The organism is Cellulomonas sp. McL0606 (assembly GCF_058248365.1).
The window spans coordinates 2,876,148-2,894,224 of the sequence record NZ_CM177779.1 but is presented as its reverse complement, the minus strand read 5'-3'; the positions used below and the strand labels follow the sequence as shown (position 1 = coordinate 2,894,224).

Below are 18,077 nucleotides of genomic sequence, written 5' to 3'. Positions count from 1 at the left end.
CGCAGAACGCGTGCGACGACCGACCTGCCGAGTACCGCCTGATGTGTGGGTGGCGATGCCCGGTACCCAGGAGCACTTCGCGTGACCGACGAGAACACCCTCACCAACGCAGCAGCGACGAGCGCCGAGGGTGAGGCAGCACCGACGACCGCCCCGCGCCGTCGTCGCGCCACCCGCGTCACCGCGGCGCCCAGCAACGAGGCCGCGGCCGAGGCCGTGACGACGCTCCCGGCTGTCGAGCCGGCCGCCGTCGAGGCTGCCGTCGCGCCGGTGGCGCAGGCCGAGCCCGCCGCGCCGCCCGCGGCACCCGTCAAGAAGTCCCGCCGCGTCACCCGCACGGTCGTGCCCGTGAGCGCCGACGAGGTCGCCTCCGCCGAGCCCGTCGCGGAGCCGGCCGCCACCGAGCCCGACGCCGCCACCGAGCCCGACGCGGTCGCCGAGCAGGCCGATGCGCCCGAGGAGGCCGCGCCTGCCAAGGCGCCGCGCCGCCGCCGAGCGAGCACCCGTCCCGTCGCGACGCCGGAGCCGGTGGCCGAGCCGGAGCCGACCGAGGACGAGGTCGTCGCCGAGGACGAGGCGCCCGTCGCGCCCACGATCGATGTGCTCGCGGAGCTCGCCGCGAACCCGCCGGCCTCCGCAGAGGCCGCCGGGTCGGTCGCGCCTGTCGCGTCCACCACCAGCACCACGACGACCGGACCGCGGTTCGCCACGACCGCCCTGCTGTTCCAGGCGCCGGACCCGAGCGCGACGCGCCCCCGCCGGCGGCGCGCCCAGGCGAGCACCGGTTCGCCGGAGGAGATCTCCGAGGCAGCGCACCGCGTGGAGGCCGAGACCGTCGAACCGGCCGCGCTCGAGACCGTCGACGCGCCCGAGGCCGAGGCAGCTGCGAGCGAGACCGGCTCACCGGCGTCGCGCAGCTCGCGCCGCCGCGGCCGCCGTGGTCGCAGCGGCGGGGCCGCCGGGGGCGCGGGCACCGACAAGTCGCAGGACGACGAGACCGACGACGCCGACGACCTCGAGGCCGCCTTCGCGCGGGACCTCGCGCAGGACCTCGCGCAGTCGCAGGACCGTGCCGACGCGGATGACGCGGACGACGCCGGCGCAGCAGACCAGGACGACGACGAGTCCGACGACGAGGACGGCGACGACGGCGAGGGTGCCGACGGCGCAGCGACGGGCACGGGCGCACCGCGCCGTCGTCGTCGCCGCGGCGGCCGCGGGCGGCGCAGCCGCTCCGACGGTCCGGCGTCGCAGGGCGCGTCCGACGACGACGAGCCCGACGACGGCGCTGCCGGCGACGAGTCGGACGGCGCCGACGAGGACGACACGGACGAGAACGGGTCGGACGAGGCGGGCTCGAGCCGTCGTCGTCGGCGTCGTCGTCGGGGGTCCTCAGGAGGTCAGGGCGAGGGCGGCGGCGGCGAGCCGCGCACGGCTCGCCCCCGGACGCCGAGCGACGAGGTCACCGCGCTGCGCGGCTCGACCCGGCTCGAGGCCAAGCGCCAGCGGCGCCGCGACGGTCGGGACGCCGGTCGACGTCGCCAGATCATCACCGAGTCGGAGTTCCTGGCGCGCCGCGAGTCCGTCGAGCGCACGATGATCGTGCGCGAGAAGAACGAGCGCACGCAGATCGCGGTGCTCGAGGACGGCGTGCTGGTCGAGCACTACGTGTCCAACCAGGCGCAGACGTCGATGGTCGGCAACGTGTACCTCGGCCGCGTGCAGAATGTGCTGCCGAGCATGGAGGCCGCCTTCGTCGACGTCGGCAAGGGCCGCAACGCCGTGCTCTACGCGGGCGAGGTCAACTGGGACGCGACCGGCCTCGAGGGCGGGTCCGCCCGTCGGATCGAGCAGGCGCTGAAGTCCGGCGACCCCGTGCTCGTGCAGGTCACCAAGGACCCGATCGGCCACAAGGGCGCGCGCCTGACCTCGCAGGTCACGCTCGCCGGCCGCTACCTCGTCTACGTGCCCGGTGGCGGCATGACCGGCATCAGCCGCAAGCTGCCCGACACGGAGCGCAACCGCCTCAAGCGGATCCTGCGCGAGATCGTCCCGGACTCCGCCGGCGTCATCGTCCGCACCGCGGCCGAGGGGGCCTCGGAGGACGAGCTGCGCGCCGACATCGCCCGCCTGCAGGGTCAGTGGGAGGCGATCGAGAAGAAGTCGAAGACCGCGTCCGCGCCGGCGTTGCTGCAGGGCGAGCCGGACATGGCCATCCGCGTCGTCCGCGACATCTTCAACGACGACTTCAGCAAGCTCGTCGTCGAGGGTGGCGAGGCCTGGTCGACGATCTCGTCGTACATCGACGAGCTCGCGCCGGACCTCGCGCAGAAGGTCGAGCGCTGGACGTCCCAGACCGACGTGTTCTCCGTGCACCGCATCGACGAGCAGCTGGCCAAGGGCATGGACCGCAAGGTCTGGCTGCCGTCGGGTGGCTCGCTCGTGATCGACCGCACCGAGGCCATGACCGTGGTCGACGTCAACACCGGCAAGTTCACGGGCTCGGGCGGCACGCTCGAGGAGACGGTGACGCGCAACAACCTCGAGGCCGCCGAGGAGATCGTCCGCCAGCTCCGGCTGCGCGACATCGGCGGCATCATCGTCATCGACTTCATCGACATGGTGCTCGAGTCCAACCGCGACCTGGTCCTGCGCCGCCTGGTCGAGTGCCTCGGGCGCGACCGCACCAAGCACCAGGTGGCCGAGGTCACCTCGTTGGGCCTCGTGCAGATGACCCGCAAGCGCGTCGGCCAGGGTCTGGTCGAGGCGTTCAGCGAGACGTGCGAGCACTGCCACGGTCGTGGCTTCATCGTGCACGACGAGCCCATCGAGAAGAACAACCAGCGGCCCGAGGCGGGCGAGCAGCAGGCGCCGAGCAACGGCGACGGTGCCGCACCGCGGTCGCGTCGCAAGCGCGGCGGGACGGCCAAGGAGCCGGTATCCCACGCGCCGCACGCGGGCGTGCCGGTCCTGCCCGAGGCGCGTGAGGCCGTCAAGGCCACCCTCGCGACCATCGCGGCGGCCGCGGCGCACGCGCACGAGCACGACCACGACCACGCCCCGGCCGGCGCTCCGGACCAGGAGTCGCCCGTCGACGAGGTCGGCGAGGTCGAGACCGAGCAGGTCGCGCCCGCGCCGCCGGCGCTGGACGTGTTCGCCGAGCGCGGTCTCGCACCCAGAGGCCACCGTGGCGGGCCCGCAGGAGTCGGCGCAGGAGGAGCTGGAGGAGCTGGAGTTCACCCCGGTCCCGGCCGACGTGTTCGAGGCTGACGCCGAGGACGAGGCTGAGAACGAGGCTGAGAACGAGGCTGAGAACGAGGCCGAGAGCGAGGCCGGGGACGAGTCCCAGGAGGAGCCCTCGGTCGAGCACGAGACCAAGAACGAGTCCCACCAGGAGCACGAGCAGCACTGAGCCCGCTCGGGGGCGGCGTGCGTTCGGTCACGTCGCCCGCGGGGGAGCCGTCCAGGTTTGACCCTGGCGCGTGCGGTCCGTACTCTTGAACGTCGGCGCGTCGTGCGCGCTGATCATGCGTGCCGCTCTATTCCGATAGATCAGCGTCGACGCGAACCCCCCACGGGAACCGGTGCACACCGGTGGTGCGGGATGTGCGCGGACGTCGGCAGGTAGCGCAGGTACAAGCAGTTCTATGACATTCGCAGTTCGACGAGCAGAGATGAGCAGCAACGTGGTGTACGCGATCGTGAAGGCTGGCGGCCGCCAGGAGAAGGTCGCTGTCGGCGACGTCGTCGTCGTCGACCGCCTCTCCGCGCAGGCCGGCTCGACCGTCGAGCTGACCGCCCTGCTGCTCGTCGACGGTGCGACGGTCACCACCGACGCCTCGGCGCTGGCCAAGGTGAAGGTGACGGCGGAGGTCGTGCGGGACGAGAAGGGTCCCAAGATCGACATCCTCAAGTACAAGAACAAGACCGGCTACCGCAAGCGCCAGGGTCACCGCCAGAAGCTGACCCGCCTCAAGGTCACCGGCATCTCCTGATCTCGCGCCGTCGGCCGTCGGCCACAGGCACGCGCAGCCCCCCACACTTCTGAGCACGAAAGCAGGTTCGTCATGGCACACAAGAAGGGCGCGAGCTCCTCGCGCAACGGTCGCGACTCGAACGCCCAGCGCCTGGGCGTCAAGCGCTTCGGTGGCCAGGTCGTCAAGGCCGGCGAGATCATCGTCCGCCAGCGCGGCACGCACTTCCACCCCGGCGTGAACGTCGGCCGTGGCGGCGACGACACCCTGTTCGCCCTGGCGCCCGGTGCGGTCACGTTCGGCACCCGTCGCGGCCGCAAGGTCATCGATGTCGTGGCTGCCGCCCAGGTCTGAGACCTCGGCATGACGACGCGGCACCTGTCCGCGTCGCAGATTCTCGTGGATGGGGCGCACCGGTGCGGTGCGCCCCTTTCGCGTGTGAGTACACAATGAGCAAGAAGGAGGTCCAGCCGTGGTGACATTCGTCGACCGGGTCGTGCTGCATGCGACCGGCGGTGACGGTGGGCACGGCTGTGCGTCCATCCACCGGGAGAAGTTCAAGCCCTTGGCCGGCCCGGATGGCGGCACGGGTGGGAACGGCGGCTCGGTGATCCTCGAGGTCGACCCGCAGATCACGACGCTGATGGACTTCCACCACCAGTCGCACCGGCACGCCCCGTCGGGGACCCAGGGCATGGGCGACTGGCGGTCCGGCTCCACCGGCGCCGACCTGGTGCTCGGGGTTCCCGACGGCACCGTGGTCAAGGACGCCGAGGGCAATGTCCTCGCGGACCTGGTCGGCCTCGGCGCGAGCGTCGTCGTGGCCGCCGGCGGGCGCGGTGGTCTGGGCAACTTCGCGCTGGCCTCTGCCCGGCGCATCGCCCCCGGCTTCGCACTCCTGGGTGAGCCGGGTGAGGCCCAGGACGTCGTCCTCGAGCTCAAGTCGATCGCCGACGTCGCCCTCGTCGGCTACCCGAGCGCCGGCAAGTCCAGCCTGGTCGCCGCCATCTCGGCCGCCCGGCCGAAGATCGCCGACTACCCGTTCACCACGCTGGTGCCCAACCTCGGCGTCGTGCAGGCCGGCACCGCCCGATACACCGTTGCGGATGTGCCGGGCCTCATCCCGGGTGCCTCCGAGGGCCGTGGGCTCGGCCTGGAGTTCCTGCGCCACATCGAGCGCTGCGCGGTCATCGTGCACGTCCTCGACTGCGCGACCCTCGAGCCCGACCGTGACCCGATCTCCGACCTCGACGTCATCGAGGCCGAGCTCCGCGACGTACGCCGGCGACCTGGGCATCGAGGGCGGCCGGGTGCCGATCACCGAGCGCCCGCAGATCGTCGTGCTCAACAAGATCGACGTCCCCGAGGCTCGCGAGCTCGCCGCCTCGTCAAGCCCGATCTCGAGGCCCGTGGCCTGCGCGTCTTCGAGATCTCCACGGCGAGCCACGAGGGCTTGCGCCTCCTGACCTATGCGCTCGGCGAGATCGTCGACAAGGCTCGTCGCGACGCCCCGGTGCCGGAGAACACGCGCGTCATCCTGCGGCCCAAGGCCGTCGACGACGCGGGGTTCACGGTCACGCGGCGCGAGGTCGAGGGCCAGGGCGTGTACTACTCGGTGCGCGGCGAGAAGCCCGAGCGCTGGTGCCGCCAGACCAACTTCACCAACGACGAGGCCGTGGGGTATCTCGCCGACCGGCTGGCGCGCCTCGGCGTCGAGGAGAAGCTGTTCGCCGTCGGTGCGGTGCCTGGCGACGAGGTCCGGATCGGGCCCGAGCACAACGCGGTCATCTTCGACTGGGAGCCGACGCTCATGACGGGCTCCGAGATCCTCGTGGGCCCGCGCGGCGTCGACACGCGCCTCGAGGACCGTTCGCGCCCGTCGCGTGGCGAGAAGCGCGTGCAGTACAAGGAGCGCATGGATGCCAAGACGGAGGCGCGCGAGGAGCTTCTGGACCGAGCGCGAGGCCGGAGTCTGGGCGGACCCGTCGAAGGACTGAAGCAGGACTGAGGCAGCACTGACGTCCGCCTCGCGGATATGAGCGATGCTCAGCCGCCGTTGCGCGGCAGAATGCCGCACGTGACCGTCGACGCCGTCCAGGACCGCCAGCAGCTGGTCACGGCGGCGCGCGTCGTCGTGAAGATCGGGTCGTCGTCGCTGACGACGCCCGACGGTCGCCTCGCGCCGGAGCGGCTCAACGCGCTGGTCGAGGTGCTCGCGGCGCGCCGCGCGGCCGGCGGCCAGGTGGTGCTCGTGTCGTCCGGTGCGATCGCAGCCGGCATCGGTCCGCTGGGCCTGGCCACCCGGCCCAAGGACCTGGCGACGCAGCAGGCGGCCGCCTCGGTCGGCCAGGGCCTGCTCGTCGCGCACTACACCGCCGCGTTCGCGCGGCACGGTCTGCAGGTCGGGCAGGTGCTGCTGACCGCCGACGACACCGTGCGCCGCGTGCACTACCGCAACGCGCACCGGGCCCTGACACGGCTGCTCGACCTGGGCATCGTGCCGGTCATCAACGAGAACGACGCGGTGGCCACCGACGAGATCCGGTTCGGCGACAACGACCGCCTGGCCGCGCTCGTCTCGCACCTCGTGCACGCCGACGCGCTCATGCTGCTGTCCGACGTCGACTCGCTCTACACCGGGCCCCCGTCGCGCGACGGCTCCCGGCGGATCGCCTCCGTGGTGGACGCCCAGGACCTCGAGGGCATCGACGTGGCGTCGCGGGGCAGCGGCGTGGGCACCGGCGGCATGGTGACCAAGCTGGAGTCCGTGGCGATCGCGACCCAGTCGGGCGTGCCGGTCATCCTCACGTCCGCGGCGCAGGCGGCCCAGGCGCTGGCCGGCGACGACGTCGGCACCTGGTTCACCGCGACCGGCCGCCGCACCTCGATCCGCCGGCTCTGGCTCGCGCACGCCGCGCACACCCGCGGACGGCTGGTGCTCGACGCGGGTGCCGTCCGGGCCGTGGTCGAGCGGGGCACGTCGCTGCTGCCCGCCGGCGTCACCGGGTTCGACGGTGCCTTCGAGGAGGGCGACCCCGTCGAGCTCGTCGGCCCCGACGGCACCCTGATCGGCCGGGGGCTCGTGGCCTACGACGCGACCGAGGTGCCGGGCCTGCTCGGCCGCTCGACGCAGGACCTGCGCGCCGAGGCTCGGGCCGGGCTACGACCGCGAGCTGGTCCACCGCGACGATCTCGTGCTGGTGCGCAAGCGCCGCTGACCCCGTCGACGACCAAGGGGCGGACCGCATCATGCGGCCCGCCCCTTCGCGCGTGCTGTCAGCTACCGATCCACGTCTGCGTCAGCTGGTCGAGGCGCGAGTCCGCCCCAGCTCCACGCCGTGGACCTTGGCGTCCAGGCCCAGGAACGTCGTCAGCTCGTGCACCGGGATGACGTGGTGCTGCGTCAGCAGCCGCTCCTGGGCCTGGGCCAGGACGGCGTTGCGGGCCGTCGGGTCGCTCACGGTCAGCTGCTTGCGCAGCAGGGCCTCGAGGTCCGGGTCGTCGAGCCGGTAGTAGTTCGTCGACGCCGTCGAGTACTGCGTGCGCAGCACGTCACCGTCGGCCCGGCTCAGGTTGCCCCACACCAGGTCGAACGAGCCGTCCTTGAGCTTGGCCAGGAAGTCCGGCACGGCGCCGCTCCACAGCTGGGCGTCGATGCCGTTCGCCTTGAGCTCCTGCTGGATGAGCTCGACCGACGTCTGGTTCGGGGAGAAGTTGGTGATCCACGCGATGACCGGCGCCAGCGGCTTGCCGTCCTTGGCGTAGATGCCGTCCGCGCCCTTGACCCAGCCGTCCTTCTCGAGGATGCCCGCCGCCTTCTTCGGGTCGGTGACGATGTCCTTGCTGAGGTCGGCCACGCCGGGCGTCGTGCTCGCCAGCGGACCCTCGGCGACGGCGAACCCGTCGTTGAGGGCGGTGTCGCGCACCTCCGTGGGGTTCACCGTGAGCGAGATGGCCTCGCGGACGGCCGGGTCGGCGCCGATGGCCCCGGCCTCGTTGAAGGTCAGTCCGAAGGTGATGCCCGGGTTGGCGCGGCTCACCAGGTCGAAGCCCGACGACTTCAGGGTGTCGATGTCGGTCGGCTGCACGCCGCCGATGACGTCGACCTGGCCGGGCTGAGCGCGCCGGTACGGACACCGGCCTCGGGGATCACCTGGAACGTGACGGAGTCGAGGTGCGCCTTGCCGGTGTTCGCGCGACCCTCGGGGCCCCACGTGTACGCGGGACGGGCCTTCAGGACCGTCTCGGTGTCCTTGGTGTAGTGGTCGAGCGTGAACGGACCCGTGCCGATGACGCCCGTGCCGCTGGCGCGCGAGTCGAACGGGACGGCGAGCGTCGAGTCGGCGAGGAACCCGAGCGCGACGGTGGAGGTCGCCTGCGGGAACGCCGCGTTGGGCGTCTTGAACGCGACCGTCACGGTCGTCGGGTCGACCACCGTGGTGCCGGCGTACCCGATGAAGTTGGGGGCCGCCGTCTTGGCGCCGGCCGCGACCGAGTCGTCGAAGTTCTTCTTCACGGAGTCGGCGTCGAAGGGGGTGCCGTCCGAGTAGGTGACGTCGTCGCGCAGCGTGAACGTGAACTGCGTGGAGTCGGCGTTGGCCACCCACTTCGTCGCGAGCCACGGCTTGAGGGACCCGTCCTTGGGGTCCTGCCAGAGCAGGGAGTCCACGCGCTGGCGGGTGACGTACAGCGTGTCGTTGCCCGAGCCGATGCCGGCCGGGTTGAGCGAGATGGGGTCGTTGCCGATGGCGAACGTCAGGTCGCCGCCGTCCACGGCCTGGGGGGCGGCGGACGTCGAGGACGCGCTCGAACCGGCGTCGTCCGAGCCGGACGCGCACGCGGCGAGCAGGAAGGCGGTGGCGGCGAGGCCGGCGATCAGACCGACGTGACGGCGCAGGGGTCGTCGTGCAGGCATGGGTGGTGCTCCTTGCGGGGTGGGAGGAGTGCGGGTGACGGGGGTCTCAGGAACGTCGACACGAGGTCACGACGCACCCCCTTCGCCGACGCGCACGCGGCCGCCGGGGATGGCCGACAGGAGCTCGGCCGTGTACAGGTCGGCCGGCCGGGCGAACACGGCCTCGACCTCGCCCTGCTCGACCACGCGCCCGCGCTTCAGGACGGCGACCTCGTGGGCCACCTGCCGCACCACGGCCAGGTCGTGCGAGATGAACAGGTACGACAGGCCGAGCTCGGTCTGCAGGTCGGCCAGCAGGTCGAGGATCTGCGCCTGGACGGAGACGTCCAGCGCGGAGACGGGCTCGTCGAGGACCACCAGCTCCGGGTTCAGCGCGAGCGCGCGGGCGATCGCCACCCGCTGACGCTGGCCCCCCGACAGCTCGGCCGGTCGGCGCTGCAGCACGGTGCGCGGCAGCGCGACGACGTCGAGCAGCTCGGCGGCCCGCGCCGCACGCTCGGGTCGCGACCCGACGCCGAACGCACGCAGCGGCTCGGTGACGACCCGTTCGACGGAGAACCGCGGGTCGAGCGACGCGTACGGGTTCTGGTAGACCACCTGCATGCGTCGGCGCAGGAGGCGCAGCGCGGCGCCCTGCGTGTGCGTGACGTCCTCGCCGTCGACGAGCACGACGCCCGACGTCGGCTCGGCCAGCCGCAGGGCCAGCCGGGCGGTGGTGGACTTGCCCGAACCGGACTCGCCGACGAGCGCGAGCGTGCGACCCCGCGGCAGGACGAACGAGACGTCGTCGACCGCGCGCAGCGTGCCGCCGCCGGCCGCGCGGGGGAGCGGGAAGTCCTTGGACAGGTGCCGGGCCTCCAGGGCGGGCACGGCGGTCGGCGGGATCGGCGCGGCGATGGCACGCGCGCCGCGCAGGCTCGGCGCCGCAGCGAGCAGCTGGCGCGTGTAGGAGTCCTGGGGCGAGCCGAGGACCTGGTCGGGCGTCCCCTGCTCGACGACGCGGCCCTGGGACATGACGACGATGCGGTCGGCCCGGTCGGCGGCCACGCCCAGGTCGTGCGTGATGAGCAGCACACCGGTGCCGGACCGGGAGGTGAGCAGCTCGAGGTGGTCGAGGATCTGCCGCTGCACGGTGACATCGAGGGCGCTCGTCGGCTCGTCGGCGACCAGCAGGCGCGGCTTGGCGGCCAGTGCGATGGCGATGAGCACGCGCTGCCGCATGCCGCCGGACAGCTCGTGCGGGTACTGGCGGGCGCGGAGCTTCCGGGTCGTCCAGACCGGCGCGGTCCAGCGCCTCGACCGCCTCGATCGCGGAGTTCTTGCGGTCCGCCAGCCCGTGGATGCGCAGCACCTCGGCCACCTGCTCGCCGATCCGCGTCACGGGGTTGAGCGATACCGTCGGGTCCTGCGGCACGAGACCCACCAGCACGCCGCGCACGGTGCGCAGCTCCCGCTGGGAGGCGGCGACCACGTCGTGGCCGAGCAGGTCGATGCTGCCGCCGTCGATGACGGCCGCCGGGGCTAGGAGCCGCACGACGGCCGCAGCCGTCGTCGACTTCCCGGAGCCGGACTCGCCGACGATCGCGACCGTCTCGCCCGCATCGACGTGCAGGGAGACATCCCGGACGGCGCGGACCGTCCCGCGGCGCGTCTGGTACGCCACCGCCAGGTCGGTGACCGTGAGCAGGCGCTCGCTCATGCGATGCCTCCGCTGGTGCGGTCGAGGGCTCGCGAGATCCGGCCCGCGGCCAGCACGGTGACGGCGATCGTCAGGCCGGGCATCGTGGTGAGCCACCACGACGTGCGCAGGAAGTCGCGACCGCCCGCGACGAGCGCGCCCCACTCGGGCGCCGGCGGCGGTGCGCCGTAACCGAGGAAGCTTAGGGCCGAGACGGCGAGGATCGCTGTGCCCAGCTGGAGGGCCGCGAGGACGATCACGGGGCCCGACGCGTTGGGCAGCACGTGCTGGAACAGCACCGACCACCAGCGGCTGCCGCCCGCGTGCGCGGCCTCGACGTAGACCGACGACCGCACGCGCAGGACCTCGGAGCGCATGATCCGGGAGACGGTGGCGACGCTGGCCAGACCGACGGCGATCGCGACCTTCACGGTCCCGAAGCCCAGCGCGGTGATGAGAGCGAGGGAGAGCAGCAGGGCCGGGATGGACAGCAGCACGTCGACGATGCGCATCACGACGTCGTCGAAGACGCCGCCGATGAACCCGGCGAGCAGCCCGACGATCGCGCCGAGGACCAGGCCGACGCCGACGGCGACCAGCGCGGCCTCGAGCGTCAGGTGCGTGCCGTGCACGACCCGCGTGTACAGGTCGCGCCCGATCTGGTCGGTGCCGAACCAGTGGGCCGACGAGGGAGCCTGGGCTTGTCGGCCGGGACGCCGACGAGCGGGTCGGCGGGCGCCAGGAGCTGCGGGACGAACGCGGCGACGAGGACCAGCGCCACCCAGACGAGAGCGAGCACCAGCCCTGGCTGCCGGAGCACGTCGGTCAACCAGCGCGGTCGCCCAGGCTCGCGCGCGTCCTGCTGCTCGCGCAGCGCGTCGGCGAGGCGGTCCGGTGAGGTCGCGGCGAACCCGTCCACCGGGGCCTCGTCGAGAAGGTCGGTCATCTCACACCCCCGCCGTCGTAGGCTCGCGGACCGGGGCGGGTGCGGCCGCGGCGGGCCGAGGGGTGTGGGTGCGCCGCGCGATCCGCGGGTCCAGGAGCGGGTAGAGCAGGTCGACCGCGAGGTTGACCAGCACGAACACGGCCGCGGCGAAGAGCACGATGCCTTGCACCACGGGGATGTCCTGCGCGCTCACCGAGGTGGCGGTCAGGCGGCCGATGCCCGGGCGCGAGAACACGGTCTCGGTGACCACCGCTCCGGCCAGCAGCTCGCCGACGATCAGGCCGGTCACGGTCAGCGCCGGCAGCGAGGCGTTGCGCAGCGCGTGCCGGAAGTGCACCCGCAGCGATCCGGCACCCTTGGCCCGCGCGGTGTCGACGTAGGGCTGCTCCAAGCTGTTGCGCAGGCTCCGCGACAGCATCTGGGCGATGATCGCGGCGGTCGGCACGGCGAGCGTGATCGCCGGCAGGACGATCGACGAGAACCCCTTGTTGCCCAGTGCGGGGAACAACGGGATGCCGAACGAGAACCACTGGACGAGCATCAGGCCGAGCCAGAAGGACGGGATCGCGACGCCGAGCGGCGGGAGACCGAGCAGAGCGTTGGACAGGCCGCGGCTACGCACGAGCGTGCCGACGATCGCCAGCCCGCCGCCAAGGACGAGAGCCAGGACGAACGCGGCGGCGGCGATCTGCAGGGTCGGCGGGATGGCCTCGGCGATCAGGCCGGCGACCGGTCGGTGCAGGACGACCGACGTGCCCAGGTCGCCGTGCAGGGCCGCGCCGAGCTGGTGCACATACTGCACCGGAAGCGGCTGGTCGAGCCCGTACTGGGCGCGCAGTGCGTCGAGCTGCTGCGGCGTGACGTCCGACGACTCGCCGCCGTACATCAGGGTGATCGGGTCGCCCGGCAGGGCGTAGAGCACGACGAAGGCGACCGTGTAGGCGGCCCACAGAACCAGGAGCGACTGCCCGAGACGGGTCAGCACATAGCGGTTCATCGCGGAGCCTGGGGATAGGCACGCATCGGGTGGTCCTCCGGACGGACGGGGCAGCAGGGCGCCGCGAAAGTAGGCACCGCCCTGGCGGCCGTCAACGTTCTCCGGTGCCTTCTCACCAGGTGGACACCGTGTCCAGATCTCGACATCCGGGGCGGGTTCGACACCAGTCCGGGATGTGAGAAGCCCGTCCCGATCGTTGACATCCACCGGTGCGCCGCACACCCTCCGGCGCAGGTCAGGCGCTCAGCCGACCTGGTGGCGGCCGCGTAGCCGTGAGACGACATGGAGAGAACGATGACCGACACCGATTCCCGGCCCGGCGCCCCCGCCGTGCACCTCAGCCTCGAGGAGGCCACCGCCCTCGCACCCGGCGTCAGTCCCGACGAGGCTGCCGGCCGCGTCGCCGAGGGCGCGTTCCTGATCGACGTCCGCAGCGCCGCGGGTCGCGCCAGGACCGGGGCGATCCCGGGAGCGACGATCGCGGACCGGTACGCGATCGACGAGGAGTTCGACCTCGCCGCTGCCACGCACCACGCACCCGTCGTCTCGCTGGACACACCCATCGTGGTCGTCTGCGGCTCCGTGCGCGGGTCGGGCCCCGTCGCGGCCGAGCTGCGGGCCAAGGGGTTCACCAACGTGGTCCACGTCGAGGGCGGCTTCGACGCGTGGAAGGACGCCAGCCTGCCGGCCGGGGAGCCGACGGCCTGATGAGCGTCCCCTCCACCGCGTTCCTCGACGAGCTGGGTGCGCTCACCGAGCGGCGGCGCGCGTCGTTCGTGCCGCTCACGTCCCCGTACGCGGGGGCCGACGAGGCGTCGCGGGATCTCGTGCGCGCTGCGGCGGCCGCGGGGGAGGCCGACGTCCTCGCGGTCGCCCACGCGATCCACGCCCACCCGGAGGAGGCGTTCCGCGAGGTCCGCTCGGTGGCGGCGATCGCGGACCTGCTGCGTGAGCGCGGCGTGCCGGCCGCGGTGGGCACGCACGGCCTGTCGACCGCGCTGCGGGCGGGTCTGAGCGCGGCCGGGCCGGACGACGGGGCGGTGCGAGAAGGTGGCCCGACCATCGCGATCCTGGCCGAGTACGACGCGTTGCCCGGGGTCGGTCATGCCTGTGGCCACCACCTGATCGCGGGCGCGGCGACCGGTGCGTTCCTGGCGCTCGTCCGGGCGGTCGCCGACGGGCTCGACCTGCCCGGTCGTGTCCTCCTGCTCGGCACGCCGGCCGAGGAGGGCAGCTCGGGCAAGGAGATCCTGGCCCGCAACGGGTTCTTCGCGGGCGTCGACGCGGCGATCATGGTCCACCCGTTCGGGTTCGACGTCGTCGACCACCCGTTCCTCGGTCGTCGGCAGCTGCGCGTCACGTACCACGGGGTCGCGGCGCACGCCTCCGCGAGCCCGTTCATGGGCCGCAACGCGCTCGACGCGGTGGTGCTCAACTACCAGGCCGTCGCGATGCTGCGGCAGCACCTCCCGCCCAGCGACCGGGTGCACGGCGTGGTGCTCGAGGGGGGCAGCCGCCCGAGCGTCGTGCCCGAGCGGGCAACCGTGGAGTACTACGTGCGGTCCGCGAGCCCGGCGACGCTCAAGGACCTGTCCGCGCGCCTGGCCGACATCGCGCAGGGTGCCGCGCTGGCCACCGGGACCACCGCCGAGCTGGTCTGGGACGCCGCGCCGTTCACGCTGCCGGTCCGGAGCAACGGCCCGCTCGGCGCGCGGTGGGCGGTGCACCAGGCCGGCCGGGGCCGCACGGTGCTGGCCGGGGGCGTGGTGCCCGAGAACCTGGCCGCGTCCACGGACTTCGGCAACGTCAGCGTCCGGCTGCCGGGCATCCACCCGATGATCGCCGTGAGCGACCCCGACGTGGCCCTGCACACCCGTGGGTTCGCCGAGGTCGCGGGCGGACCCCGCGGAGACGCGGCCGCGATCGACGGTGCCGCCGGGCTCGCGCTCACGGCCCTCGACTACCTGGCCGACCCGGCCCTGCGCGCGGCCGTCCATGAGGACTTCGAGGACTCCGGAGGCGTCCTGGACGTCGAGGGGTACTTCTCGTGACCGAAGGAGGACGCATGACGGTCGAGGTCCGGAGCGCGCGGCCCGACGAGTACGAGGCGGTTGCCGACCTGACCGAGCGCGGGTTCGGCGCCGGCCCGTACGGTCCCACCACGAACCCGGACCGGCTCCGCCTGCTGCGGGACGCGGCCGGTCGCGCCGCGGCCGGCGACCTGCTCGTCGCCGCGGACGGCGACCAGCTTCTCGGCACGCTCACCCTCCTGCGCCCCGGGACGGGTTACACCCGCCAGGCGCGCCACGACGAGGCCGAGGTCCGGCTGCTGACCACCAGCCCCGACGCTCGCGGCCGGGGGGTCGGCGCCGCGCTCGTCGCCGAGTCGATCGGCCGGGCGCGCGCCTGGGGCGTCGCCGGTCTGGTGCTCGACACCGGTCCGGACAACGTGGCGTCCCAGCGGCTCTATCACCGACTGGGGTTCGAGCGCATCGTCGACCGCGAGACGACCGTGGTCCCGGACGGTGTCGGCCGCCTCGCGGTGTTCCGCTACGACTTCTCGCGGACGGGGGTGCGCGTGCGGCTCGTCGCGCCCCACGAGTACGTGCGCGTCGCGCAGCTGTCGGTGGAGGCCTACGCCCACGACTACGACATCCGCGACGAGTACCGAGCCTCGCTCGCGGACGTGGCCACGCGGGCGCGCGAGCACGAGGTGTGGGTGGCGGAGGACCTGGCCACCGGCGAGCTGCTCGGCACCGTCGCCACGCCACGAGCCGGCGAGCACATCTCCGAGCTGGGTCAGGACGGCGAGCTCGACTTCCGCCTGCTCGCGGTCGACCCCGCGGCCCGTCGTCGCGGCATCGGTGCGCTGCTCACCGAGCACGTCCTCGTCCTCGCGCGTCAGCGCGGCATGGACCGGGTCGTCATGAACTCCGGGCCCCAGATGCTCGGCGCCCACGCGCTCTACCACCGCCTCGGCTTCGTCCGGCTGACCCAGCGCGAGACGCGCGTGGTCCCCGGCGCCGGGACGCTGCTCGCCTTCGGCTACGACACCGACCCCGACCACCTACCCCTCACGCAAGGAGCGCACCCGTGAAGTTCCAGGTCCTCGACATCGTCCCGCACGGCCCGCACCCGGTCACCGGCGAGCTGCTCGACCCCTCCACCCGGCTCGAGCGCGTCGTCGAGACCGCCGTGCTGGCCGAACAGCTGGGTCTCGACGCGTTCGCCGTGGGAGAGCGGCACGCCGGCGACTTCCTGTCCTCGTCGCCGACCGTCCTGCTGGGCGCCCTCGCACAGGCCACCGACCGCATCCTGCTGAGCACCGCGTCACCGTGCTCAGCCTGCTCGACCCGGTCCGCGTCGCCGAGGACTACGCCACGATCGACCTGCTGTCCCGGGGGCGGCTGGAAATCGTCATCGGCAAGGGCAACGAGGACAAGCACTTCCCGCTGTTCGGGCTGCAGCTCGAGCACCAGTACGACTACCTCGAGGAGAACTACGCCTCACGATCCTGCTCAGCCAGGAGCACGTCGACTGGCAGGGCACGTTCCACGCGCCCCTGACCGACGCCACCACCCTGCCGCGCCCGTACGACGGCCCGTTCCGCATCTGGCACGGGTCGGCCACCAGCACGATCGCGGTCGACCTCGCGGCCAAGCACGGCGACCCGATCGTCTCGGCGAACGCCCTGCAGCCGCGCGAGAACTACAAGGTGCTCATCGACCGCTACCGCGAGCAGCTGGCCCTCAACGGCTTCGACCCGTCGGTCGGCTACGTCGGCTCCGGCTCGGGTGGTCTGTTCCTCGCCGACACGACCGAGCAGGCCACCGAGGAGTACCGCGCGGTGTACGAGGGGTTCGCGGCGCGCATGGCCGCCCGGCACGTGGGCGAGACGCGATTGGGCAAGGTGTCGTCCTTCACGCACATCGAGGACGCGGTCGAGCGGGGTCCGGCCCTCGTGGGGTCGCCCGAGCGGGTCGCGGAGAAGATCCTCGACTACTACGGCTCCTACCAGCACGACCTCCAGTCGGTCTCGTTGAACCCCGTGCTGCCCTACGAGCAGCAGCAGGACGTCCTGCGCCGGTTCGCCGAGGAGGTGGTGCCGCTGGTGCAGGCCGAGGTCTCGACCACCCTGTGGGGACCGCAGGACGCGGGTCGCGCGCGCGGCCTCGACCGGTTCGCAGCCGTCGGATGACGGTCGCGGACGACGGTGCTCGGCCGCCGGGCGGAGCGGGACTACCCTGACCAGATGACCACGTCGCTCGAGCACCCGCTGACGGAGGCGCCCCAGGCACCGGACGTCACGGCCGCCGTCCGCGCCGTCGCGGAGCGCGCCAAGATCGCCTCCCGCACGCTGGCCACCGCCACCCGCGCCACCAAGGACGCCGCCCTGCGCGCCATGGCCGACGCGCTCGTGGAGGCCACCCCGCAGATCGTCGAGGCCAACGCCGTCGACCTCGAGCGCGGCCGAGCCAACGGCACGTCCGCCGGCCTGCTCGACCGGCTCGCCCTGACTCCCGAGCGCATCGTCGCGATCGCCGACGCCCTGCGCGAGCTGGCCGCCCTGCCCGACCCGGTGGGCGAGGTGGTCCGCGGCTCCACGCTGCCCAACGGCCTGCGCATGCGACAGGTCCGCGTCCCGATGGGCGTCGTCGGCATGATCTACGAGGCCCGACCGAACGTGACGGTGGACGCCGCCGGGCTCGCCCTGAAGAGCGGCAACGCGGTGATCCTGCGGGGCGGGTCGGCGGCCGCGGCCAGCAACGAGCTGATCGTCGACGTGCTGTCGCGGGCCCTGGTCTCCCAGCGGCTGCCGGGCGCGCTCGTCCAGTCGATCGACGCGTACGGGCGCGAGGGTGCCGTGGCGCTCATGCACGCCCGCGGCCTGGTCGACATCCTCGTCCCGCGCGGGGGAGCGGACCTGATCCAGACCGTGGTGCGCGAGTCGACGGTGCCCGTCGTCGAGACCGGCGTCGGCAACGTGCACGTGTACGTGGACGAGACGGCCGACCTGGCGATGGCGCTGCCCATCCTGCTCAACGCCAAGACCCAGCGCGTCGGCGTCTGCAACGCGGCGGAGACCCTGCTCGTGCACCAGGCGGTGGCCGACGAGTTCCTGCCGGTCGCGATCGCCATGCTCGCCGACGAGGGTGTCACCATCCACGGGTGCGAGGAGACGCTCGCGCTGGCACCCGAGGAGGCCGACGTCGTGCCGGCCACGGACGAGGACTGGGCCAAGGAGTACCTGTCGCTCGACCTGGCCGTGAAGGTCGTCGACTCCCTGGACGAGGCGCTCGAGCACATCCGCACCTGGAAGCTCCGGGCACACCGAGGCGATCATCACGCGGGACCTGGCGTCCTCCGAGCGGTTCGTCGCCGAGGTCGACTCCGCGGCCGTCATGGTCAACGCCTCGACCCGCTTCACCGACGGCGGCCAGCTCGGACTGGGCGCCGAGATCGGCATCTCCACCCAGAAGCTGCACGCGCGCGGCCCGATGGGCCTCGGCGAGCTCACGACGACCAAGTGGATCGTGCACGGCGACGGCCACGTCCGACCCTGAACA

At 72.9% G+C, this 18,077-nt stretch carries 12 protein-coding genes and 5 pseudogenes; 12 read left to right on the top strand and 5 right to left on the bottom strand.

Annotated elements, in window-relative coordinates; all coding sequences use genetic code 11:
- Positions 1-81: 81 nt before the first annotated feature.
- The 6 genes and pseudogenes from AC38ZX_RS14720 (at position 82) to proB (ending at position 7,192) form a co-directional block, all read left to right on the top strand.
- Entirely contained in the window at positions 82-3,270 is a 3,189-nt protein-coding gene (locus AC38ZX_RS14720) for an Rne/Rng family ribonuclease (RefSeq protein WP_491295004.1), read from the top strand.
- Positions 3,257-3,412: a hypothetical protein gene (locus AC38ZX_RS14715; RefSeq protein ID WP_491295003.1), complete on the top strand. Its 156-nt coding sequence runs from the start codon at positions 3,257-3,259 to the stop codon at positions 3,410-3,412. The genes AC38ZX_RS14720 and AC38ZX_RS14715 overlap by 14 nt, the downstream gene beginning before the upstream one ends.
- 274 nt (positions 3,413-3,686) lie before the next feature.
- Positions 3,687-3,995, top strand: coding sequence for a 50S ribosomal protein L21 (rplU, locus tag AC38ZX_RS14710; RefSeq protein ID WP_426595975.1), 309 nt, complete (start codon positions 3,687-3,689; stop codon positions 3,993-3,995).
- A gap of 72 nt (positions 3,996-4,067) precedes the next feature.
- Positions 4,068-4,328 carry a 50S ribosomal protein L27 gene (gene rpmA / locus AC38ZX_RS14705; RefSeq protein ID WP_426592673.1) on the top strand — a complete coding sequence of 87 codons (261 nt, stop codon included), beginning with the start codon at positions 4,068-4,070 and terminating at the stop codon, positions 4,326-4,328.
- A gap of 118 nt (positions 4,329-4,446) precedes the next feature.
- Positions 4,447-5,982: a GTPase ObgE gene (obgE, locus tag AC38ZX_RS14700; RefSeq protein WP_491295002.1), complete on the top strand. Its 1,536-nt coding sequence runs from the start codon at positions 4,447-4,449 to the stop codon at positions 5,980-5,982.
- A 60-nt stretch (positions 5,983-6,042) separates the two neighbouring features.
- Positions 6,043-7,192: pseudogene (gene proB, locus AC38ZX_RS14695) on the top strand (glutamate 5-kinase).
- A gap of 81 nt (positions 7,193-7,273) precedes the next feature.
- Here proB and AC38ZX_RS14690 read toward each other — a convergent pair.
- From AC38ZX_RS14690 to AC38ZX_RS14670, 5 genes and pseudogenes are all read right to left on the bottom strand, one after another.
- Positions 7,274-8,889, bottom strand: a pseudogene (locus AC38ZX_RS14690) (ABC transporter substrate-binding protein).
- A 66-nt stretch (positions 8,890-8,955) separates the two neighbouring features.
- A pseudogene (locus AC38ZX_RS14685) lies at positions 8,956-10,588 on the bottom strand (dipeptide ABC transporter ATP-binding protein).
- Positions 10,585-11,199, bottom strand: a complete 615-nt coding sequence (locus AC38ZX_RS14680) for an ABC transporter permease (RefSeq protein WP_491295001.1) — start codon at positions 11,197-11,199, stop codon at positions 10,585-10,587. Before AC38ZX_RS14680 ends, AC38ZX_RS14685 begins: the two are co-directional and overlap by 4 nt.
- Positions 11,181-11,513, bottom strand: coding sequence for a hypothetical protein (locus AC38ZX_RS14675; RefSeq protein ID WP_491295000.1), 333 nt, complete (start codon positions 11,511-11,513; stop codon positions 11,181-11,183). Before AC38ZX_RS14675 ends, AC38ZX_RS14680 begins: the two co-directional genes overlap by 19 nt.
- A gap of 1 nt (position 11,514) precedes the next feature.
- Complete coding sequence (locus AC38ZX_RS14670) at positions 11,515-12,510, bottom strand: ABC transporter permease (RefSeq protein ID WP_491294999.1); 996 nt, start codon at positions 12,508-12,510, stop codon at positions 11,515-11,517.
- 294 nt (positions 12,511-12,804) lie between these two features.
- Here AC38ZX_RS14670 and AC38ZX_RS14665 point away from each other — a divergent pair, with 294 nt between their 5' ends.
- From AC38ZX_RS14665 to AC38ZX_RS14640, 6 genes and pseudogenes are all read left to right on the top strand, one after another.
- Positions 12,805-13,218, top strand: coding sequence for a rhodanese-like domain-containing protein (locus tag AC38ZX_RS14665; RefSeq protein WP_491294998.1), 414 nt, complete (start codon positions 12,805-12,807; stop codon positions 13,216-13,218).
- Positions 13,218-14,561 carry a M20 family metallopeptidase gene (locus tag AC38ZX_RS14660; RefSeq protein ID WP_491294997.1) on the top strand — a complete coding sequence of 448 codons (1,344 nt, stop codon included), beginning with the start codon at positions 13,218-13,220 and terminating at the stop codon, positions 14,559-14,561. The genes AC38ZX_RS14665 and AC38ZX_RS14660 overlap by 1 nt, the downstream gene beginning before the upstream one ends.
- A gap of 14 nt (positions 14,562-14,575) precedes the next feature.
- Positions 14,576-15,607, top strand: coding sequence for a GNAT family N-acetyltransferase (locus AC38ZX_RS14655; RefSeq protein WP_491294996.1), 1,032 nt, complete (start codon positions 14,576-14,578; stop codon positions 15,605-15,607).
- Positions 15,604-16,076, top strand: a pseudogene (locus tag AC38ZX_RS14650) (LLM class flavin-dependent oxidoreductase). The gene AC38ZX_RS14655 and the pseudogene AC38ZX_RS14650 overlap by 4 nt, the downstream one beginning before the upstream one ends.
- Complete coding sequence (locus tag AC38ZX_RS14645) at positions 16,022-16,708, top strand: LLM class flavin-dependent oxidoreductase (protein ID WP_491297439.1); 687 nt, start codon at positions 16,022-16,024, stop codon at positions 16,706-16,708. The pseudogene AC38ZX_RS14650 and the gene AC38ZX_RS14645 overlap by 55 nt, the downstream one beginning before the upstream one ends.
- A gap of 54 nt (positions 16,709-16,762) precedes the next feature.
- Positions 16,763-18,074 (top strand): annotated as a pseudogene (locus AC38ZX_RS14640) (glutamate-5-semialdehyde dehydrogenase).
- The last annotated feature ends 3 nt before the right edge of the window (positions 18,075-18,077 follow it).